This window comes from Streptomyces sp. AC512_CC834, from assembly GCF_019049325.1.
In the GTDB taxonomy this organism is placed as follows: Bacteria; Actinomycetota; Actinomycetes; order Streptomycetales; family Streptomycetaceae; genus Streptomyces.
On record NZ_JAGMUO010000023.1, the window covers coordinates 77,340 to 93,771 of the forward strand.

The following is a 16,432-nucleotide window of genomic DNA, read 5'->3' on the forward strand; positions in this document are numbered from 1 at the left end:
TCGCCACTGGAGCCGTGATGCCCGAAGCCGTGATCGTCTCAGCCGCCCGCTCCCCCATCGGCCGCGCCTTCAAGGGCTCCCTGAAGGACCTGCGCCCCGACGACCTGGCCGCCACGATCATCCAGGCGGCCCTGGCCAAGGTCCCCGGGCTCGACCCCAGGGACATCGACGACCTGATGCTCGGCTGCGGCCTGCCCGGCGGCGAGCAGGGCAACAACCTCGGCCGGATCGTCGCCGTCGAGATGGGCATGGACCACCTGCCCGGCTGCACCGTCACCCGGTACTGCTCCTCGTCCCTGCAGACCTCCCGCATGGCGCTGCACGCCATCAAGGCAGGCGAGGGCGACGTCTTCGTCTCGGCCGGTGTCGAGATGGTCTCCCGGTTCGCCAAGGGCAACTCCGACAGCCTGCCGGACACCCGCAACCCGCTCTTCGCCGAGGCCGAGGCCCGTACCGCCGAGGTCGCCCAGCAGGAGGGCACCGCCTGGCACGACCCGCGCGAGGACGGCCTCGTCCCCGACCCGTACATCGCGATGGGCCAGACCGCGGAGAACCTCGCCCGCGCCAAGGGCATCACCCGGCAGGACATGGACGAGTTCGGCGTCCGGTCCCAGAACCTCGCCGAGGAGGCCATCAAGAACGGCTTCTGGGAGCGCGAGATCACCCCGGTCACGCTGCCCGACGGCACCGTCGTCGGCAAGGACGACGGCCCCCGCGCCGGCGTCACCCTGGAGGGCGTCCAGGGCCTCAAGCCCGTCTTCCGCCCCGACGGCCTGGTCACCGCCGGCAACTGCTGCCCGCTCAACGACGGCGCCGCCGCCCTCGTCATCATGAGCGACACCAAGGCCCGCGAGCTGGGCCTGACCCCGCTCGCCCGCATCGTCTCCACCGGCGTCTCCGGCCTGTCCCCCGAGATCATGGGCCTCGGCCCGGTCGAGGCGAGCAAGCAGGCCCTGTCCCGCGCCGGGCTGGGCATCGGCGACATCGACCTCGTCGAGATCAACGAGGCGTTCGCCGCGCAGGTCATCCCCTCCTACCGCGACCTCGGCATCCCGCTGGAGAAGCTGAACGTCAACGGCGGCGCCATCGCCGTGGGCCACCCCTTCGGCATGACCGGCGCCCGCATCACCGGCACGCTGATCAACTCCCTCCAGTGGCACGACAAGCAGTTCGGTCTGGAGACGATGTGCGTCGGCGGCGGCCAGGGCATGGCCATGGTCATCGAGCGCCTGAGCTGACGCCGCCCTCCGCCGTCGAGGACCGGCCACTGAGAGACCGTCAGTAGCGCCCCGCGGACCCAGCGTGACACCACGGCCCGGGACCCTGTGCACCACAGGGTTCTGGGCCGTTTTGTGACCCAAACTCCCCCAGGATGTGACCTACCTCTCCCGCACCCTTGATTTACGCAGGTCAGAGCAGCAACACCCCCACCCTCCGGGCCCAAAGTCCTGTCCGTTTCGTGACGTTACGCACTGACAGACGGTTAGTCCTGCCTTCAAGCTGATGTAGGAAGTCGGGGGTCGACTTTGAACCGGGAGTACGTCAGTGAGCGCCATGCCGATCGCCCTGCTGCTCACCACGGCCGCCACCGGCGCCGTGGGCGTCGCCGTCCTGCGCAGCATTCTGGTGCTGCGCAGGCAGGTGACCGCCCTGCGCGCGGAGCTGGCCGAGAGCCGGGCCACCGCCACGCGGGGCCGTGTGCCCGCCGCCCGCACCACCGCCGACGCCGAGGAGATACGCGCCGCCGTCGCGGAGGCGCTCGCCGAGGAGCGCGAGCGGGAACTCGCCGAGGCGCGGGCCTTCTGGGCCGCCCAGGAGTCCCGGGACGCCTCCGACGCGCCCCTGTTGCTCGGCCTGTCCGACAGCGAGCTGTTCCTGCCCCGCCAGGCCGACCTCGTGGGCCTTGAGCCCGTGGTCGAGCCGGTCGCGGACGGCGACGAGTCGTCCTCGCAGGACGCGGGCCACGCGGGCCACACGGGCCCCAGGGAGTCCGCCGAGCTGGCCGCCGCCCGCCGCCGGCACCCCTCGCACCCGGACTTCGTGCCGAATCCGTCGCCGTCGGTGAACGACCACGACCGCACCGTGGCGACCCTGGAGGAGCTGGCCGAGTCGAGCGTCGCGCTGGCGGACGTCCGTCCGGGCCCGCTGGGCACCCTCGACGTGTACGTCTTCGCCGACGGCACCACCCTGTGCATGACTCCGGGCCACCGCGAGACCGCGGAACGCCTGGCCGCCGCGCTGGGCGCGGGCCAGACGCCGTTCCTCCTCGGCGGCTCCGGCATCTCCGGTGCCTACACGCTGACCTTCGCCTGCGGCGAGGAGAACGTGTACATCCTGGCGGACCGCGTCATCGCGTCCCTCTAGCCAGCCCCCTCTTTCCGGCGGCGGCCGCGGCCTCAGACGCCGGCCCGTTTGCGGGCCTCCTCCACCAGTCCCGCCGCTTCTTCCACCTGGCCCTCGTCCTCGAGTACGAGGGCCAAGTCGTGTGCGGCGACGGCGATCTGGTCGGCCGCCGCGAACATGCCGGCGTCCGGCATCTCACGGGGCTCGGCCCCGGGTTCCTCCACGAGCTGGGCGCGCCGGGCCAACTCCCGGGCCAGGCCCAGCGCCTCGGCGGCGGCACCGCGTTGCAGTCTGCTCTGCGGGGCGGCGCGCAGCCGGTCGGCGAAGTCGTCCACGGCACGGGTCAAAGGCGTCGTATCCACCACGGCGCGAGCGTACGCGGCCGTCCGGGACTGTTGCCAACGGGCGAACGCTCAGGCACGGTGACCTGAAGGACCGGCTTACATCCCCTTTCGCCCGGAGGCGCCGATGTCCCAAGTCTTCTCCGAGGAGACCCATCGCAATCTGCTCGCCCGAATCCCCCAGTGCACCGGCCGTGAGATCTCCGACTGGCTGCGCGCCGTAGAGGACGGCCCCGCTCTCTTCCGCTTCGAGGAAAAGGTCAGCTGGCTCCGCCACGAACACAATCTCGCGTACGGCCACGCGAAGGCGATCGTCCACGAGTACGACCTGAGAAGGGCCGCGCGCAGGCTGCTGTAAGCGTGCGCCGACCCCACGACGACGAAGCGACGAAGGGCCCCGGGCACAAGCCCGGGGCCCTTCACGCGTCGCAACCCGGTGCGGCGCGGCGTACTAGTCGTTCTAGTCGTTGCTGTTCAGGATCGCGATGAGGCGCAGGAACTCGAGGTAGATCCAGACCAGCGTCAGCGTGAGGCCGAAGGCGGCGAACCAGGCCTCCTCGCGCGGGGCGCCGTAGGCGAGCCCGTCCTCGACCTGCTTGAAGTCCAGGGCGAGGAAGCACGCGCCGAGAATGATGCCGACGATGCCGAAGACGATGCCGAGCGCACCGCTGCGGAAGCCGAGGCCGTCGCCGCCGCCGAAGACGGCGAACAGCAGGTTCACCATCATCAGGAAGACGAAGCCCAGCGCGGCCGCCATCACAAAGCCGTAGAAACGGCGGTTGACGCGGATCCAGCCTGCCTTGTAGGCGATCAGCACACCGGCGAAGACCGCCATCGTGCCGATCACGGCCTGCATGGCCGCGCCGTCGGCGATTCGGTTGTCGACGACGCTGGAGACGACGCCGAGGAACACACCCTCGAACGCCGCGTACGACAGGATCAGCGCCGGCGTGGGCTTGCGCTTGAAGGACTGGACGAGCGCCAGGACCATGCCGATCAGCGCGGCACCGATACCGATGCCGTACGAGCGGCTGATGTTGGCGTCGTCCACCGGCAGCAGCGCCCACGCGAGCGCGGCCGTCACCACGAGCACGCCGAGCGTGCTCGCCGTACGGATGACGACGTCGTCCATCGTCATCCGGCCGGTGGTGGCCGGTGCCTGCGGCGGCGCGCCGTACTGAAGGTCCTGCTGCGCGTACGGGTTCTGCGCGTACGGGTTGCCGGCGGACGGCTGGGCGTACGGGTTGCCCTGCGTGCCCTGCGCGTACGGGTTGGCCTGCGTGGCGACGGCGGGTCCCCCGGCCTGCGGCGCGGCGTTGAAGCCCGCGTAGCCGTTGTCGCGGCTGAACCCCCGTCGCGAGAAGACCGGGTTTCTGCTCCTCATTTCACTCCTCCATGGCCACACGGCGCAGCCTTGGCTCAAGAGTAATAGAACGGCAAAGGAATGACCCTACTGCCTGGGTAGGATCTTTCCCTTGCCTTGCGGGACAACACGCTACGCCGATCAGTGATTCCCCTCACGGTCGGGGTCGTGCGCGCCGCCGGACACCGCGGGGCACCGCCGGGCGCCACTCACCCGATCGGGAACCCGGTGTACGCCTCGGCGAGGTCGGTCTCGGCTGCGCGGGAGGAGGTGATCCGGTCCAGGCGGGCAAGCTGGAGACGGTCCTCGAAGGGCGTGGCGCCGGGCGCGCCGTGCAGCAGGGTCGTCATGTCGTACGAGAACCGCTCGGCCTGCCAGACGCGGCGCAGGCAGGTCTCGGAGTAGGCGTCGAGGAGGTCGTCGGAGCCGGTCGCGGTGCGGTGGGCCAGTGCCTGCGCGAGGGTGACGACGTCGCCGACGGCGAGGTTGAGGCCCTTAGCGCCGGTGGGCGGCACGATGTGCGCGGCGTCGCCGGCCAGGAAGAGGCGGCCGTGCCGCATGGGCTCGTGGACGTAGGAGCGCATCGGCGTGACCGACTTCTGGGTGATGGGGCCGCGGCGCAGGGTCCAGTCGTCGTCGGTCTCGAAGCGGCGTTCCAGCTCGTCCCAGATCTGCTCGTCGCTCCAACTGTCGGCGTCCGTGTCCGCGGGGACCTGGAGGTAGAGGCGGGAGACGGAGGGGGAGCGCATGGAGAGCAGGGCGAAGCCGCGGTCGTGGCGGGCGTAGACCAGCTCGTCGTGGGAGGGGGCGACGTCGGCGAGGATGCCGAGCCAGCCGAAGGGGTACGTCCGTTCGAAGGTGCGTCCGTCCGGGACGGCCGCCCGGGCCACGCCCCAGAAGCCGTCGCAGCCGACGACGTAGTCGCACTCCAGGACGTCCTCGGCACCCCCGGCGCCCTCGGCGCCTTCCGTCCCGTCCGCGCCGCCGTGCCGGAAGCGGATGCGCGGCCGGTCCGTCTCCGCGTCCTCCACGGCGAGCGCCTCGGTCTCGAAGAGCAGCGGTCCGCCCGACTTCAGTTGGAGGGCGATGAGGTCCTTGCAGACCTCGGTCTGGGCGTAGACCATGACGGACCTGCCGCCGGTGAGCGCGGGGAAGTCGACGCGGTGGCGGCGCCTGGCGAACCGCAGTTCGATGCCGTCGTGGCGCAGCCCCTCACGGTCCATCCGCTCCCCGGCCCCGGCCGCGCGCAGTACGTCCACCGTGCCCTGCTCCAGGATCCCGGCGCGTTGCCTGCGCTCGACGTAGGCACGATCGCGGCTCTCCAGGACGACCGAATCGATCCCGGCGTTGTGGAGCAGCCGGGCGAGCAGGAGTCCGGCGGGGCCGGCCCCGATGATGCCGACGGTGGTGCGCATCGGTCGTTCCCTTCGGTTGGCGTCGTTGCCTTGCTCGGGCATGCGAACGATTCGAATGTTCGTGTAGTGAAAATTCCTTCACCCTTATGCGCCGAGTTTCGGCCCCTCCCCGCACCGCTGTCAACGGGCGAACCGGACATCCTTGCGAAGCCCCCTCAACCCTCCCGGGCTCAACCCTCCCGGCGGTCCCGAAGGAGCCGCTGGATCTCCGCCAGCGTCTCCCGGTCGAGGCCCCGGCCGCCACCGGCGAGGGCGTCCAGGCGCTCGGCCGTGCGGAAGTCGTAGGCGCGTTCCTCGTCCTGCCCGGGTACGGCGGCGTACGTCTCCTTCTGGGCGAAGCCGACGACGATGTCCACGGCCTTGGCGAGGATCCAGGTCAGGACGAAGGAGAAGGCGGCCACGGCGAGGACGGCGACGATCTGCTTCCAGAGCAGGGAGCCGCCGCCCCCGTAGAAGAGGCCTTCCTTGCCGCTCACGGTGGAGGTGGCGAACAGGCCGACCATGATCAGTCCGACCAGGCCGCCCGCACCGTGCACGCCGACCACGTCCAGCGTGTCGTCGACGTTCAGCCGGTACTTGAGGGTGACGGCGAACGCGCAGACGAAACCGGCGACGAGTCCTGTCACCAGCGCGCCGGTGGGGTCGATCTCCCCGCAGGCGGGGGTGATGGCCACCATGCCGGCGACGGCCGCCGAGCCCACGCCCATCATGGTGACCCGCCGGGTGCGCCAGTACTCCACCAGCGGCCAGGTGACCATCGCGCCGGCCGCGCCGAGCTGGGTGTTGATGAAGGCCGTGGCGGCGGAGCCGGTGTCGCGGACGGCCGACCCGGCGTTGAAGGCCAGCCAGCCGAACCAGAGCAGGGCCACGCCGATCATGACCAGGGGGATGTTGTTGGGTGTCGGCTCCTTGCGCCGGAAGTCGGCCGGACCTCTGATCACCAGGGCGACGGCCAGCCCCGCGATGCCCGAGTTGAGTTCCACCGGCAGCCCGCCGGCGAAGTCCAGCGCGCCCAGGTGCTTGGTGATCCAGCCGTGTTCCGTGTCGAAGACCCAGTGCGCGATCGGCACGTACACGATCAGCAGCCACAGCACCGAGAAGACCAGCCACCCCCGCATGGTGACCCGGCCCGCGATGGATCCGCTGATCAGCGCCACGGTGACGATGGCGAAGCCCATCTGGAAAGTGGTGTACACGTAGGTCGGGATGGATCCGGTCAGGGTGTTGGGCTCGATGCCGCGCAGGAAGGCGTGGTCGAGGTTGCCGATGAGGCCGGCGCCGCCGACGTCCGGGCCGAAGGCGAGCGAGTACCCGACGACGTACCAGAGGATGGTCACGAAGCACAGCGAGGCGAAGCTCATCTTGAGCATCACCAGGATGTGCTTGGTGCGGACCATGCCCCCGTAGAAGAACGCGAGGGCGGGGGTCATCAGCAGCACCATGGCCGCCGCGGCCAGCATCCAGGCGGTGTCGCCGGAGTCGTAGGCGGGCGGCATGGGGGCGGGTGCGGTGATCACGGGCATGGTCTCCTGGACGCGGGGCGGGGGCGGTGCCGTCGGCGGCGGGGCTACGGTTTGCGCAGGTCGGGTGCGGGGTGACCGGTGAGCAGCCGGCGTACGGCGTCCCACGCGGCCCGGACGGCCCCGGTGACCCGGGGCTCCTCGTGGCCGAGGATCCGCACCCAGGCCCCGCAGTCGTCCGGGAGCACGCTCGCCCCGTGGAGCACCTCGTGGCCCGTCAGGGACGCGTGGAGCGCGTCGGCGATCTCGGCGGCGGGGCACCGGCCGCTCACCACGAACAGGGAGGCGACGTGGTCGTGCCCGGCGAAGACGCCCGGCCCGTCCACCCCGCCGTGCCGCTCGGGCCTGAGCCGGAGCGTGTCCACCGCCAGCAGCGTGCCGTCGGGCCGGCGGATCTCCAGGTCGCTGGTGAGGACGGTGTAGGCGTGCCGCTCGCCGCGGGCGATCCGGCCGGCGGTGACCGTCTCGCCGCAGACGACCGTGGCGTCCTCGTCGACGGTGAGAACGACGTTCTGGTGGAACCGCGCTCCCCCGAAGGGGATGAGCGCGTCGGGCAGGTACTCGACGTAGGCGCCCGCGGCGGCGGACAGACGGACCAGTTGCGTCGCGTAGTCCTGCTCCATCCGGTAGACCTTCGTGGCCGCCTGCGTGGTGAACAGCGCCTGGGTGTCCGGACCGCACCGCAGGTCCTGGCGGTAGCGGTCGGCCTGGGCGATACCGCCGCCCGTGGCCATCACGTAGGTGAACGCCATGCCGGGCAGCGCCGGGTCGACGTAGAGCGGACGCATGATCTCCAGCGGCGACTTCTGGTACCGCTCGACCAGCTCGGTGCGCTCCCCCCGGCGGGCGAACCCCAGGTCGAGGATGCCGACCTTGGCAGGCGAGCCCGGGCCGAGCGTCTCGGGCGCGGCCGAGAACGCCGACAGCTCCGGTGGGAGCCGGACGGGCTCGTAGTGCTCCGGCGCGAGACGGTCGCGGACGGCCGGCATGTCAGATCAGGACCTTGCGCCGGGACTCGAGGAAGGCGAGGACCTCGTCGACGCCCTTGCCGGTCAGGCAGTCGGTGAGCACCACCGGCCGGTCGCCGCGCACCTTGTGGGCGTCGGACTCCATGACGCCGATGTCGGTCCGCACGTACCGGGCGATGTCGATCTTGTTGATGACCAGCAGGTCGGAGTCGGTGATGCCGGGCCCCCGCTTGCGCGGCATCTTCTCGCCCTCGGCGGTGTCCAGGACGAAGACGAACACGTCGGCCAGGGCCGGGCTGAAGGTGAGCGTCAGGTTGTCGCCGCCGCTCTCGTAGAGGAGGACGTCGACGTCGGGGCAGCGTTCCAGCATCTCGGCGCCCGCCGCCAGGTTCATCGTCGGGTCGTCGCGGACGGCGGTGTGCGGGCAGGCGCCCGTCTCGACGCCGACGACGCGGTCGCCGTCCAGCACCCCGTCGAGTGTGCGGCGGATGTGCTGGGCGTCCTCCTGCGTGTAGATGTCGTTGGTGATCACGGCGGGCCGGCGGCCCCGCTCGATCAGGATCGGGACGAGGGCCTCGATGAGAGCGGTCTTCCCCGATCCGACGGGTCCGCCGATCCCCACGCGCAGCACGTTGTCCTTCACGTCTCTTCCTCTCTTCACTCTCCGGGGGCCGACCGTCGCGATCGGCCGATGGTGATCAACTGGCGAACAGACGGGCCTCCGCCCGCTCGTGACGGGCGGACATGACGTCCACCGCGAAGGTGGTCGCGCCAAGGTCGTCGAGGCCGCGGGCCAGTGCCTCGCGGGTGGTCTCCTCGATCACCGGGGCCGTCCGCCGCAGCAGGACCTGGGCCAGCCGGTGGTCGGTCAGCCGCAGCCGCAGCGCCGCCCCGGCGAAGCCGGCGCAGAACGCGAACAGGTCGGCGGCGACGGCCTGCCGCACGGGCACCCCGGTCGCCGCGTAGACGACCCCCGCGGCGACGGCCTGGGTGCCCGGTGCCCGACGGGCCGTCACCGTGCGGTGGTAGCGGGCGATGCCGGGCGCGCCGAAGACCTCGGCGGCGAGGTCGAGGAGCTGGCGTCCGGTGCGGGTCGCCGCCTGCCGCATCTCGCGGCCCAGCTTCGTGGCGTACAGCCGGCGGTCCGTCGCGGCGACCGCGTCCCAGTCGTCGGCCGCGGCGGCCCGGTGGGCCAGGGCAAGCGCGGTGGCGTCGGCCGGGCCGACGCCGTGCCTGAGGACGTCGTGGAGCAGCGCGGCCAGGGAGTCGTGGTCGACCGCCCCCTGCTGCACATAGCCCTCCAGGCCGTGCGACAGGGTGTAGAAGCCGCTGGGGAACGCCGAGTCGGTGAGCTGGAGGCTGACGAGGAGGTGGCCCAGGCGGGAGTCGCCCAGCGCCGCACCGTCTCCGGTGACCGTCTCGGCCGCGCCTGTCGTCTCGGCCGCGCCTGTCGTCTCGGCCGCACGTGTCGTCTCGGCCGCATGTGTCGTCTCGGCCGCATGTGTCGTCTCGTCGCGGTACATGGGGTCAGGTCAGGAAGAACAACTGGTTGAGGGGCAGCTTCTGGGCCGGTTCGATGGTCGCGACCTTGCCGTCCACCGTGACCTTGTACGTCTCCGGGTCCACCTCGATCTCGGGCAGGACGTCGTTGCGGATCATGTTGTGCTTGCCGATCGTGCGGGTCTTGCGCACCGGGAGGACCCGGCGCCGCAGGCCGAGCCTCTCGGGCACCCCGGCCGCGACGCCGGCCTGGGACATGAAGGTGACGTGCGTCGACTGCAGGGCACGCCCGATCTGTCCGAAGGACGGCCGGTAGTAGACGGGCTGGGGGGTGGGCAGCGAGGCGTTCGGGTCGCCCATCTGCGCCCAGGAGACGATGCCGCCCTTGATGACCATCTTGGGTTTGGCCCCGAAGGAATGCATGGGCCACAGCACGATGTCCGCCAGCTTGCCCGCCTCCAGCGACCCCACGTAGTCCGCTACGCCGCTGGCGACGGCCGGGTTGATGGTGGCCTTGGCCAGGTAGCGCAGGACGCGCTGGTTGTCGTTGCGCTCGGAGTCCTCGGGCAGCGGACCGAAGGCCTCCTTGCACACGTGCGCGATCTGGAAGGCGCGGGTGACGGACTCGCCGATGCGGCCCATGGCCTGGGAGTCGGACGAGATCATGCTGATGATGCCCCGGTCGTGCAGGACCGTCTCGGCCGCGATGGTCTCCGCCCGCACCCGGCTGTCGGCGAAGGCCACGTCCTCGGGGATGTCGTGGCTGAGGTGGTGGCACACCATCACCATGTCCAGCAGTTCGTCCACGGAGTTCTTGGTGTACGGCAGTGTCGGGTTGGTGGACGACGGCAGGATGTTCGGCTCGCCGGTGACCCGCAGGATGTCGGGGGCGTGGCCGCCGCCCGCGCCCTCGCTGTGGAAGGTGTGGATCGTGCGGCCGTCGATCGCGGACCGGGTGTCCTCGAAGAAGCCGCCCTCGTTGAGGGTGTCGGTGTGGATGGCGACCTGGACGTCGTGACGGTCGGCGACCGCCAGCGCGTTGTCGATGACGGCGGGGGTGGAGCCCCAGTCCTCGTGGACCTTGAGGGCGGCGGCGCCCGCCTCGATCTGCTCGTCCAGCGCGGCGGGGAGGCTGCCGTTGCCCTTGCCCATGATGCCGATGTTGACCGGCAGGTCCTCGGCCGCCTCCAGGAGGCGGGCGATGTTGTAGGGGCCGGGCGTGCAGGTGGTGCCGTTGCTGCCGTCCGTCGGCCCGGTGCCGCCGCCGAAGAGCGTGGTGATGCCGTTGCTGAGCGCCTGCTCGCACTGCTGGGGCGAGATGAAGTGCACGTGCGAGTCCATCGCCCCGGCGGTCGCGATCAGGTGCTCGCCGGCGATGACCTCCGTGCCGGTGCCGACGACCAGCCGGGGGTCTACGGCGTCCTGCGTCTGCGGGTTGCCGGACTTGCCGATGCCGGCGATGAATCCGTCCTTGACGCCGATGTCGCACTTGACCACGCCGATCACCGGGTCCATGACCACGACGTTGGTGATGACGAGGTCGAGGGCGCCCTGCGCGGCGGTGGCCTGCGGGTCCGAGGCCATGCCGTCACGCATGGTCTTGCCGCCGCCGTAGACCACCTCGTCCCCGTACGAGCCCTCGCGGACGTCCTTCTCGACCTCGACGACGAGGTTGGTGTCGGCCAGCCGGAACCGGTCGCCCACCGTGGGGCCGAACAGGTCGGCGTACTGCTTGCGGGAGAGGGTCGGCATGTCAGTGGGATCCCTTCTTCTTGGTCTTCTTGGCGCCGCCGCCCTTGTTCGGCTTCTCCTTCTTGTCCTTGGCGCCGCCCTTGTCGGGCCCCTCCTTCTTGTCCTTCATGGGTCCGGCCGCGCCGCCCGAACCCCGGAACCCGCGGTGCAGCGCCCGGCTGACGGCCTCCACCCGGGCGGGGTGCGACTTGACGCTGCCGTTGAGGAGTCCGCTGAAGCCGGTGAGCCGCCCGGTGCCCGCGTAGGCGCACAGCTCGACCTCCCGGGTACCGCCGGGCTCGAAGCGCACGGAGGTGCCGGCGGCGATGTTGAGGTGCATGCCGAGCGTGGCGTCGCGGTCGAAGTCGAGGGCGGAGTTCGCCTCGAAGAAGTGGTAGTCCGAACCGACCTGGATCGCCCGGTCGCCGGTGTTGCGGACCGTGACCTTGAGGGTGCGCCGGCCCGCGTTGATCTCGATCGGGCCGTCGCCGTACTGGTAGCGAGGGGGAAGTTTCATCGAAGGCTCCTGCTGAAGGGGAGGGCATGGGAGGCGGCGTGGGCACCGGGCTCGTGCGCGTGGTCGTCCGGCCCGTGGCTGTGCCCGCCCGGGCCGTGGCTGTGGCTGTGGCTGTGGGAGAGCCCGTGGGTGTGGGCAGCGGTGAGGCCCCGGGGCAGGCCGTCGTCGCCGTGCCGGTCGTGCCGGTGCCAGGCGTCGCCGACGCGCGCCTCGAGTACGCCGGCCGTCGCGGACGCCGTCAGCAAGGGCCCGCCGGGCTCGCAGCGTTCGGGGTCCGGCGCCCGCGGGGTGACCCAGGCGGCGGGGAGCAGGACGACGCGCTCCGCGCCCAGGGCACGGCAGCGCCGTACGCCCTCGGCCGGGTCCGGGTCGCCTCCGGTGAAGGCCACCTCGACCGTGCGGTGTCGCCCGTACTGCCGCACCAGACGCGCGATGCGGAAGAGGTCCGCGTCGACGAAGGGGTCGCCGGACGGGGCGGTGACGAGGAGCGCCCCGTCCTCCGGCACCCGCGTGGCGGCCGCCCTGAGCCAGCCGACCAGGTGCTCGGCGGTGCCGAAGGGCTCGGCCAGTACCGTCCCGGCACGTTCCTCCGGGTCCAGGCCCAGCAGGGTGCGGGCGGCGTCGGAGACCAGTTCCGGGTCGCGGCCCAGGGTCATCGGCACCACGCAGACGGGTTCGCCCCGGGCGCGCGACGCGCGGACGCACCGCAGCAGTTCACGGCCACCGGCCACGCAGAACACCCCAGGGTCCAGCAGTCGGCGTACGGCGCGCCCGTCGTCGCTCTCGTGACCGCCGACGGCGATCACCGTGCCCCGGCGCACGGGTCAGCCGCCGACCGGGTCGTGGCAGGAGACGAGCTTGTTGCCGTCGTCGAAGGTCGCCTCCACCTGGAGCAGCGGCAGCATCTCCCGCACGCCCGGCATGGTCTGCTTCTCGACGACCACCTGCCGGCCCAACTCCATGCAGTCGGCGACGCTCCTGCCGTCCCTGGCAGCTTCGAGGATGGCCTCCGTGATGAGCGCCACCGCCTCGCTGTAGTTGAGCTTCAGACCGCGCTCGCGGCGTTTGCGGGCCAGGTCCGCCACGACGTACACCAGCAGCTTGTCGATCTCTCGGGGGGCCAGGTTCATGGGGACTGCCTTCCTCGGTGACGCGTGGGCGTGACACGGTCGTGGGCGGTACGGGTCTCAGGAGTCGTCGGCGCGCAGGGTGATGCGGGACAGGACGGGCACGGCCGCCAGCAGGGCCCAGGTGGTGATGTTGAACGGCCAGGTGAAGGTGTGGCTGCCGAAGACGTCGAACAGCACCGACAGCGAGGCCGTCAGGGCGGTACTGGCGGCGGCGGCCAGCACCGTGTAGGCGTGGTTCCACGCGGTGTCGCGCAGCAGGACGACGCCGAAGGCGAGGCTCGTCAGGACCGCGTTGTAGCCGTAGATCCCCTCGCCGATCAGCGCGGCGGGGGCGCCGAGCGCCCACGCGGTGAGGATCCCGACGACGCTGCCGAGGACGGCGAACAGCCCCACCTTCCACCCGGCCAGGAAGAGGCCGGCCAGCATGATGAGGCCGACGTACCAGGTCTCGACGAAGAAGATCTGGGAGATGTTCGAGAAGAAGCCCTGCCACAGGTCCGTCCAGCCGACGTCGGGGCTCTTGGGGGTGGCCGGGGTGACCGCGGACTCGGGGGTTCCGTGCCAGACGCGCTCGAACGAGGGGGCGCCCAGGACCATCACCAGGGAGACGAGGCAGAACGGCCCGGTGAACGCCTTCAGCCCGAAGGGACGGAGCAGGTTGCCGAGCGCGGCGGTCACCAGCGTGCATGTCACGGCCGCGCTCACGGCCATGACGTAGGTCGAGGGGTGGTGGCCGAGGTACACCACCATGGCGATGCCGCCCAGTACTCCGCAGTAGGTCATCAGCCCCTGGACCACGGAGTCGTGCGCGACGGCGAGCAGCCGCGCGGTCAGGGTGGAGACCACCGCGCCGATGGTGGCGAACAGGCCGATCTCCCAGCCCGCCACCCACAGCGCGGCGAGGATGACCAGCGAAGTCCACACGCTCGCCTGGAAGTCGACCTGGCCCACACCGCGCAGCGCGCCGAGCGCCGTCCCCTGCCATGAACGCGACGGCGGCTCGGCGCCGTGCACGAGTGGCTGAGCGGCCACGTTGACTCCTTCGCGCGGCTGGCTGCGGAGCTGCCGTCGTCCCACGCGGAGTCGCTTGATCGATCGCCAGCTAAAGTGACGATATGCACCTAATTGGGGATACGCACCTCCACCGTCACCCGGACCGCGCGGGCGGCCCACCGGGGCCCGTGGTCGCCGCGGTGGCGGTCGGCGGAGCGGTGGGGGCCCTCCTGCGTTACGGGGCTTCCCGCGTGTGGCGCAACGGCGGCGACGCCGCGCTGCTGTGGCGGACCGGCGAGGCGGCCTTCCCCTGGACGACCCTGCTGATCAACGTCGTCGGGTGCTTCCTGATGGGAGTGCTCACCGTCGCGCTCAAGGAACGGTTCACCCGTGCTCCCCGGCTGCTGAATCCCCTGCTCGGCACCGGCGTCCTCGGCGGCTTCACCACGTTCTCCTCCTACACCGACGACACCCGGCGGCTGTTCGAGAACGACCAGCCGGGGGCCGCCGTGGCCAACCTCCTGCTGACGGTGGCGGCAGCCCTGGCCGCGGTGGTCCTCGGCGTGGTCGTGGCCCGCCTGACCCTGCCCCGGCCCCGGCCCCGGCCTCGGCACACGCGGGCCGTACCGGGCAGTGGTTCCTGATGGGTGAGTGGCTGCTGGTCCTGGCGGGCGGAGCGGTCGGCGCGCCGGCCCGACATCTCATCGGTACGGCGACGCGGGAGCACCTGCGGTCCTCCTTCCACTGGGGCACGTTCCTCGCCAACATGACCGCGGCGCTGCTCCTGGGCTTCCTCGTCGAGGCGGGCACCGAGGGAGCGCTCGGCGGGTCGGGACAGGCCCTGTTGTCCACGGGCTTCTGCGGTGCCCTGTCCACCTGGTCGACGTTCGCGAACGAGGTCCACTCCATGGCCGGGGCCCGACAGGTCGCCGGGGCCGCCGGCTACGCGTTCGTGACGGTCGCCCTCGGTCTCGGTCTGTCCTTCGCGGGCATGGCGGTCGCCCGGGCCCTGTGGTGAACAGGGCCGCCGCCGGCCAACCGGACGGCGCACGGGCGGCGGGCAGGACTGGCCGGTTTCAGTCGACCAGTTCGTTCAGGGCCCCATTTTCCGAGTCGTGCGCTCTCATCGTGAGGTATTTGTCCCCCGTCATTTCCGCGAACTGCTCAACGGTGATACGGATTTCAAAATCTCCGAAGTTCGGGTCTTTATAGGAAACGATTCCCTTTTTGTAGCCGGTGAGCAGAAGTGCATGCCTGGTGGATTCCATCGGGTCGGTCCGCTCGGTCCAGTAGACGCCATCAGGCTTCGGCTGACTGGGGTCGGGATAGTCCACGTCCCGCGGCTTGTACCTCTTCCGAACCGAGAGATAGACCGGCATTTTTTCCCGCAGGTCCTTCAGTTTGTCGGTCGCGGATTTCTTGGAGCTACCGGCCTTGACCTTCTTCGCGTCCCCTCCGAGTATGGTCTTCATGTCGGACTCCGGCGATTCAATGATCGTCTGGAGCTGGACAGCCCGCCTCAAGGCCTTGCTGAAGACGTCGACGAGCCCCTCGACCTCCGCAATCTCGACGGCATTCTCTCCGACACCCATGCTGCTGAATTTTATGAATCTGAGACAGTTGGACGTCCCGGTAGCCTGCGCGAACGCCTCCACATGTTGACGGGAAATGTCCGGCGAGTTCTCGCCGTGCTTTTTCAGTTCCTGGACCATCCGCCCAAGGTTTCCGGCCATTATCCCTACAGCTTCAGCCCTGCGGTCCTCGCCTTCGAGTTCTGCTCCCTTCGGGTAGGCATGCATCGCCACCTTCAGGTCCGAGGTTTTCAGGCCGTGCGCCTGAGCGAGGGCCTCAAGGACGAAGAGCCAGCACGATGGCCCCTGCTGCGCGTACAGCCTCGTTTTCCGCGTTTCCACCTTCTTCCGCTGCACGGCGGATTGCTTGTTGTCCAGGTGGCCGCAGCCGGGCTTGTGTTCGCGCTGCGCCCAGGGATGTCCGGCCTGGCGGAGCATGTGCACCACGGCACCGTTCCCGGCCTCCGCCTGGAAAGGGAGTGCACGCTGGGCGGGACGTACCGGTCCGGACAAGGGTGTGCGGGAGGGGGCCCGCTTCCTGTCGGTGGCAGTGGCTGCGGCCTCTTTGTGATCGTGCACGTGGGTCTCTCTCTCGCGGGCAGTCGTCTCTCTGTACCGGGCCGGAGGCTGGTGAGGAAGGTGTGGGTGGGCAATGGGCCATGACCGCCGGGGCAGAGCAGCCGCAGCACAGTCCTCGCCGGCGGGGCAGGGCTACGGTCGGTGACCCCGACCTGCGACAGGGGGTGGTCTTTCGGCACGCCCTTCACGAGGAACGCGTCGGCCTCCGTGTCGAGGATGGAAGCCACCTCGCTGGTCCGTCCGTCCTCGGCGGTGCGGGAGGAGTGGATCTTGCCGGTGTAGTGCCACACGGCTTGATGGACGGAGTAGGGCAGGTCGGCGAAAGCGACACAGGTGTGAGCCACGAGCACGAATTCCTCAAGGTGAGAGGCGGTCAGAAAGACGTCGCCGCCCTGGCCGAAGCGCAGGGCGACGACAACCGGGCCGCGCGCTCTGGGTGACCTGGTGGTGATGCTGCCCGT

18 protein-coding genes are annotated in these 16,432 nt (G+C 70.6%); 5 read left to right on the forward strand and 13 right to left on the reverse strand.

Annotation, left to right across the window (positions count from 1 at the left end; genetic code table 11):
- Nucleotides 1-17: 17 nt before the first annotated feature.
- Both KUM40_RS08500 and KUM40_RS08505 read left to right on the forward strand, forming a co-directional pair.
- Nucleotides 18-1,238, forward strand: coding sequence for an acetyl-CoA C-acetyltransferase (locus KUM40_RS08500; RefSeq protein WP_217164609.1), 1,221 nt, complete (start codon nt 18-20; stop codon nt 1,236-1,238).
- 307 nt (nt 1,239-1,545) lie between these two features.
- Nucleotides 1,546-2,364 carry a hypothetical protein gene (locus tag KUM40_RS08505; RefSeq protein ID WP_217164611.1) on the forward strand — a complete coding sequence of 273 codons (819 nt, stop codon included), beginning with the start codon at nt 1,546-1,548 and terminating at the stop codon, nt 2,362-2,364.
- Nucleotides 2,365-2,396: 32 nt separating this feature from the next.
- Here KUM40_RS08505 and KUM40_RS08510 read toward each other — a convergent pair whose 3' ends face one another.
- Entirely contained in the window at nt 2,397-2,708 is a 312-nt protein-coding gene (locus KUM40_RS08510) for a hypothetical protein (RefSeq protein ID WP_217164613.1), read from the reverse strand.
- Between the two features lie 103 nt (nt 2,709-2,811).
- Here KUM40_RS08510 and KUM40_RS08515 point away from each other — a divergent pair, with 103 nt between their 5' ends.
- Nucleotides 2,812-3,042 (forward strand): DUF4287 domain-containing protein, encoded by a 231-nt coding sequence (locus KUM40_RS08515; protein ID WP_115742493.1) that lies wholly within the window; start codon nt 2,812-2,814, stop codon nt 3,040-3,042.
- Nucleotides 3,043-3,144: 102 nt separating this feature from the next.
- Here KUM40_RS08515 and KUM40_RS08520 read toward each other — a convergent pair whose 3' ends face one another.
- From KUM40_RS08520 to KUM40_RS08570, 11 genes are all read right to left on the reverse strand, one after another.
- A complete protein-coding gene (locus KUM40_RS08520) occupies nt 3,145-4,068 on the reverse strand; it encodes a Bax inhibitor-1/YccA family protein (protein ID WP_217164615.1) in 924 nt (307 codons plus the stop codon).
- 188 nt (nt 4,069-4,256) lie between these two features.
- The gene (locus KUM40_RS08525) at nt 4,257-5,462 is read right to left on the reverse strand and encodes a 4-hydroxybenzoate 3-monooxygenase (protein ID WP_217164617.1); all 1,206 of its coding nucleotides are present in this window, start codon (nt 5,460-5,462) and stop codon (nt 4,257-4,259) included.
- A gap of 170 nt (nt 5,463-5,632) precedes the next feature.
- On the reverse strand, nt 5,633-6,985 hold the full coding sequence (locus KUM40_RS08530; protein WP_254394773.1) for an ammonium transporter: 1,353 nt from the start codon (nt 6,983-6,985) through the stop codon (nt 5,633-5,635).
- Nucleotides 6,986-7,029: 44 nt separating this feature from the next.
- Nucleotides 7,030-7,971, reverse strand: a complete 942-nt coding sequence (locus tag KUM40_RS08535) for an urease accessory protein UreD (RefSeq protein ID WP_217164621.1) — start codon at nt 7,969-7,971, stop codon at nt 7,030-7,032.
- 1 nt (nt 7,972) lies between these two features.
- Nucleotides 7,973-8,593 carry an urease accessory protein UreG gene (ureG, locus tag KUM40_RS08540; protein WP_217164623.1) on the reverse strand — a complete coding sequence of 207 codons (621 nt, stop codon included), beginning with the start codon at nt 8,591-8,593 and terminating at the stop codon, nt 7,973-7,975.
- A gap of 55 nt (nt 8,594-8,648) precedes the next feature.
- Nucleotides 8,649-9,473, reverse strand: a complete 825-nt coding sequence (locus KUM40_RS08545; protein ID WP_254394774.1) for an urease accessory protein UreF — start codon at nt 9,471-9,473, stop codon at nt 8,649-8,651.
- Nucleotides 9,474-9,477: 4 nt separating this feature from the next.
- The gene (gene ureC, locus KUM40_RS08550; protein WP_217164625.1) at nt 9,478-11,202 is read right to left on the reverse strand and encodes an urease subunit alpha; all 1,725 of its coding nucleotides are present in this window, start codon (nt 11,200-11,202) and stop codon (nt 9,478-9,480) included.
- Between the two features lies 1 nt (nt 11,203).
- Entirely contained in the window at nt 11,204-11,698 is a 495-nt protein-coding gene (locus tag KUM40_RS08555) for an urease subunit beta (protein ID WP_254394775.1), read from the reverse strand.
- On the reverse strand, nt 11,695-12,519 hold the full coding sequence (locus tag KUM40_RS08560; protein ID WP_217164627.1) for a sirohydrochlorin chelatase: 825 nt from the start codon (nt 12,517-12,519) through the stop codon (nt 11,695-11,697). Before KUM40_RS08560 ends, KUM40_RS08555 begins: the two co-directional genes overlap by 4 nt.
- 3 nt (nt 12,520-12,522) lie before the next feature.
- The gene (locus tag KUM40_RS08565) at nt 12,523-12,828 is read right to left on the reverse strand and encodes an urease subunit gamma (protein ID WP_217164629.1); all 306 of its coding nucleotides are present in this window, start codon (nt 12,826-12,828) and stop codon (nt 12,523-12,525) included.
- Between the two features lie 57 nt (nt 12,829-12,885).
- On the reverse strand, nt 12,886-13,860 hold the full coding sequence (locus KUM40_RS08570) for an urea transporter (RefSeq protein WP_308401090.1): 975 nt from the start codon (nt 13,858-13,860) through the stop codon (nt 12,886-12,888).
- 83 nt (nt 13,861-13,943) lie between these two features.
- Between KUM40_RS08570 and crcB the strand changes: the two genes are divergently transcribed.
- Both crcB and KUM40_RS08580 read left to right on the forward strand, forming a co-directional pair.
- Nucleotides 13,944-14,465 carry a fluoride efflux transporter CrcB gene (crcB, locus tag KUM40_RS08575; protein WP_217164631.1) on the forward strand — a complete coding sequence of 174 codons (522 nt, stop codon included), beginning with the start codon at nt 13,944-13,946 and terminating at the stop codon, nt 14,463-14,465.
- A complete protein-coding gene (locus KUM40_RS08580; protein WP_217164633.1) occupies nt 14,465-14,839 on the forward strand; it encodes a CrcB family protein in 375 nt (124 codons plus the stop codon). Before crcB ends, KUM40_RS08580 begins: the two co-directional genes overlap by 1 nt.
- A gap of 58 nt (nt 14,840-14,897) precedes the next feature.
- Here KUM40_RS08580 and KUM40_RS08585 read toward each other — a convergent pair whose 3' ends face one another.
- Complete coding sequence (locus KUM40_RS08585; RefSeq protein WP_217164635.1) at nt 14,898-15,830, reverse strand: hypothetical protein; 933 nt, start codon at nt 15,828-15,830, stop codon at nt 14,898-14,900.
- Nucleotides 15,831-16,432 lie beyond the last annotated feature (602 nt).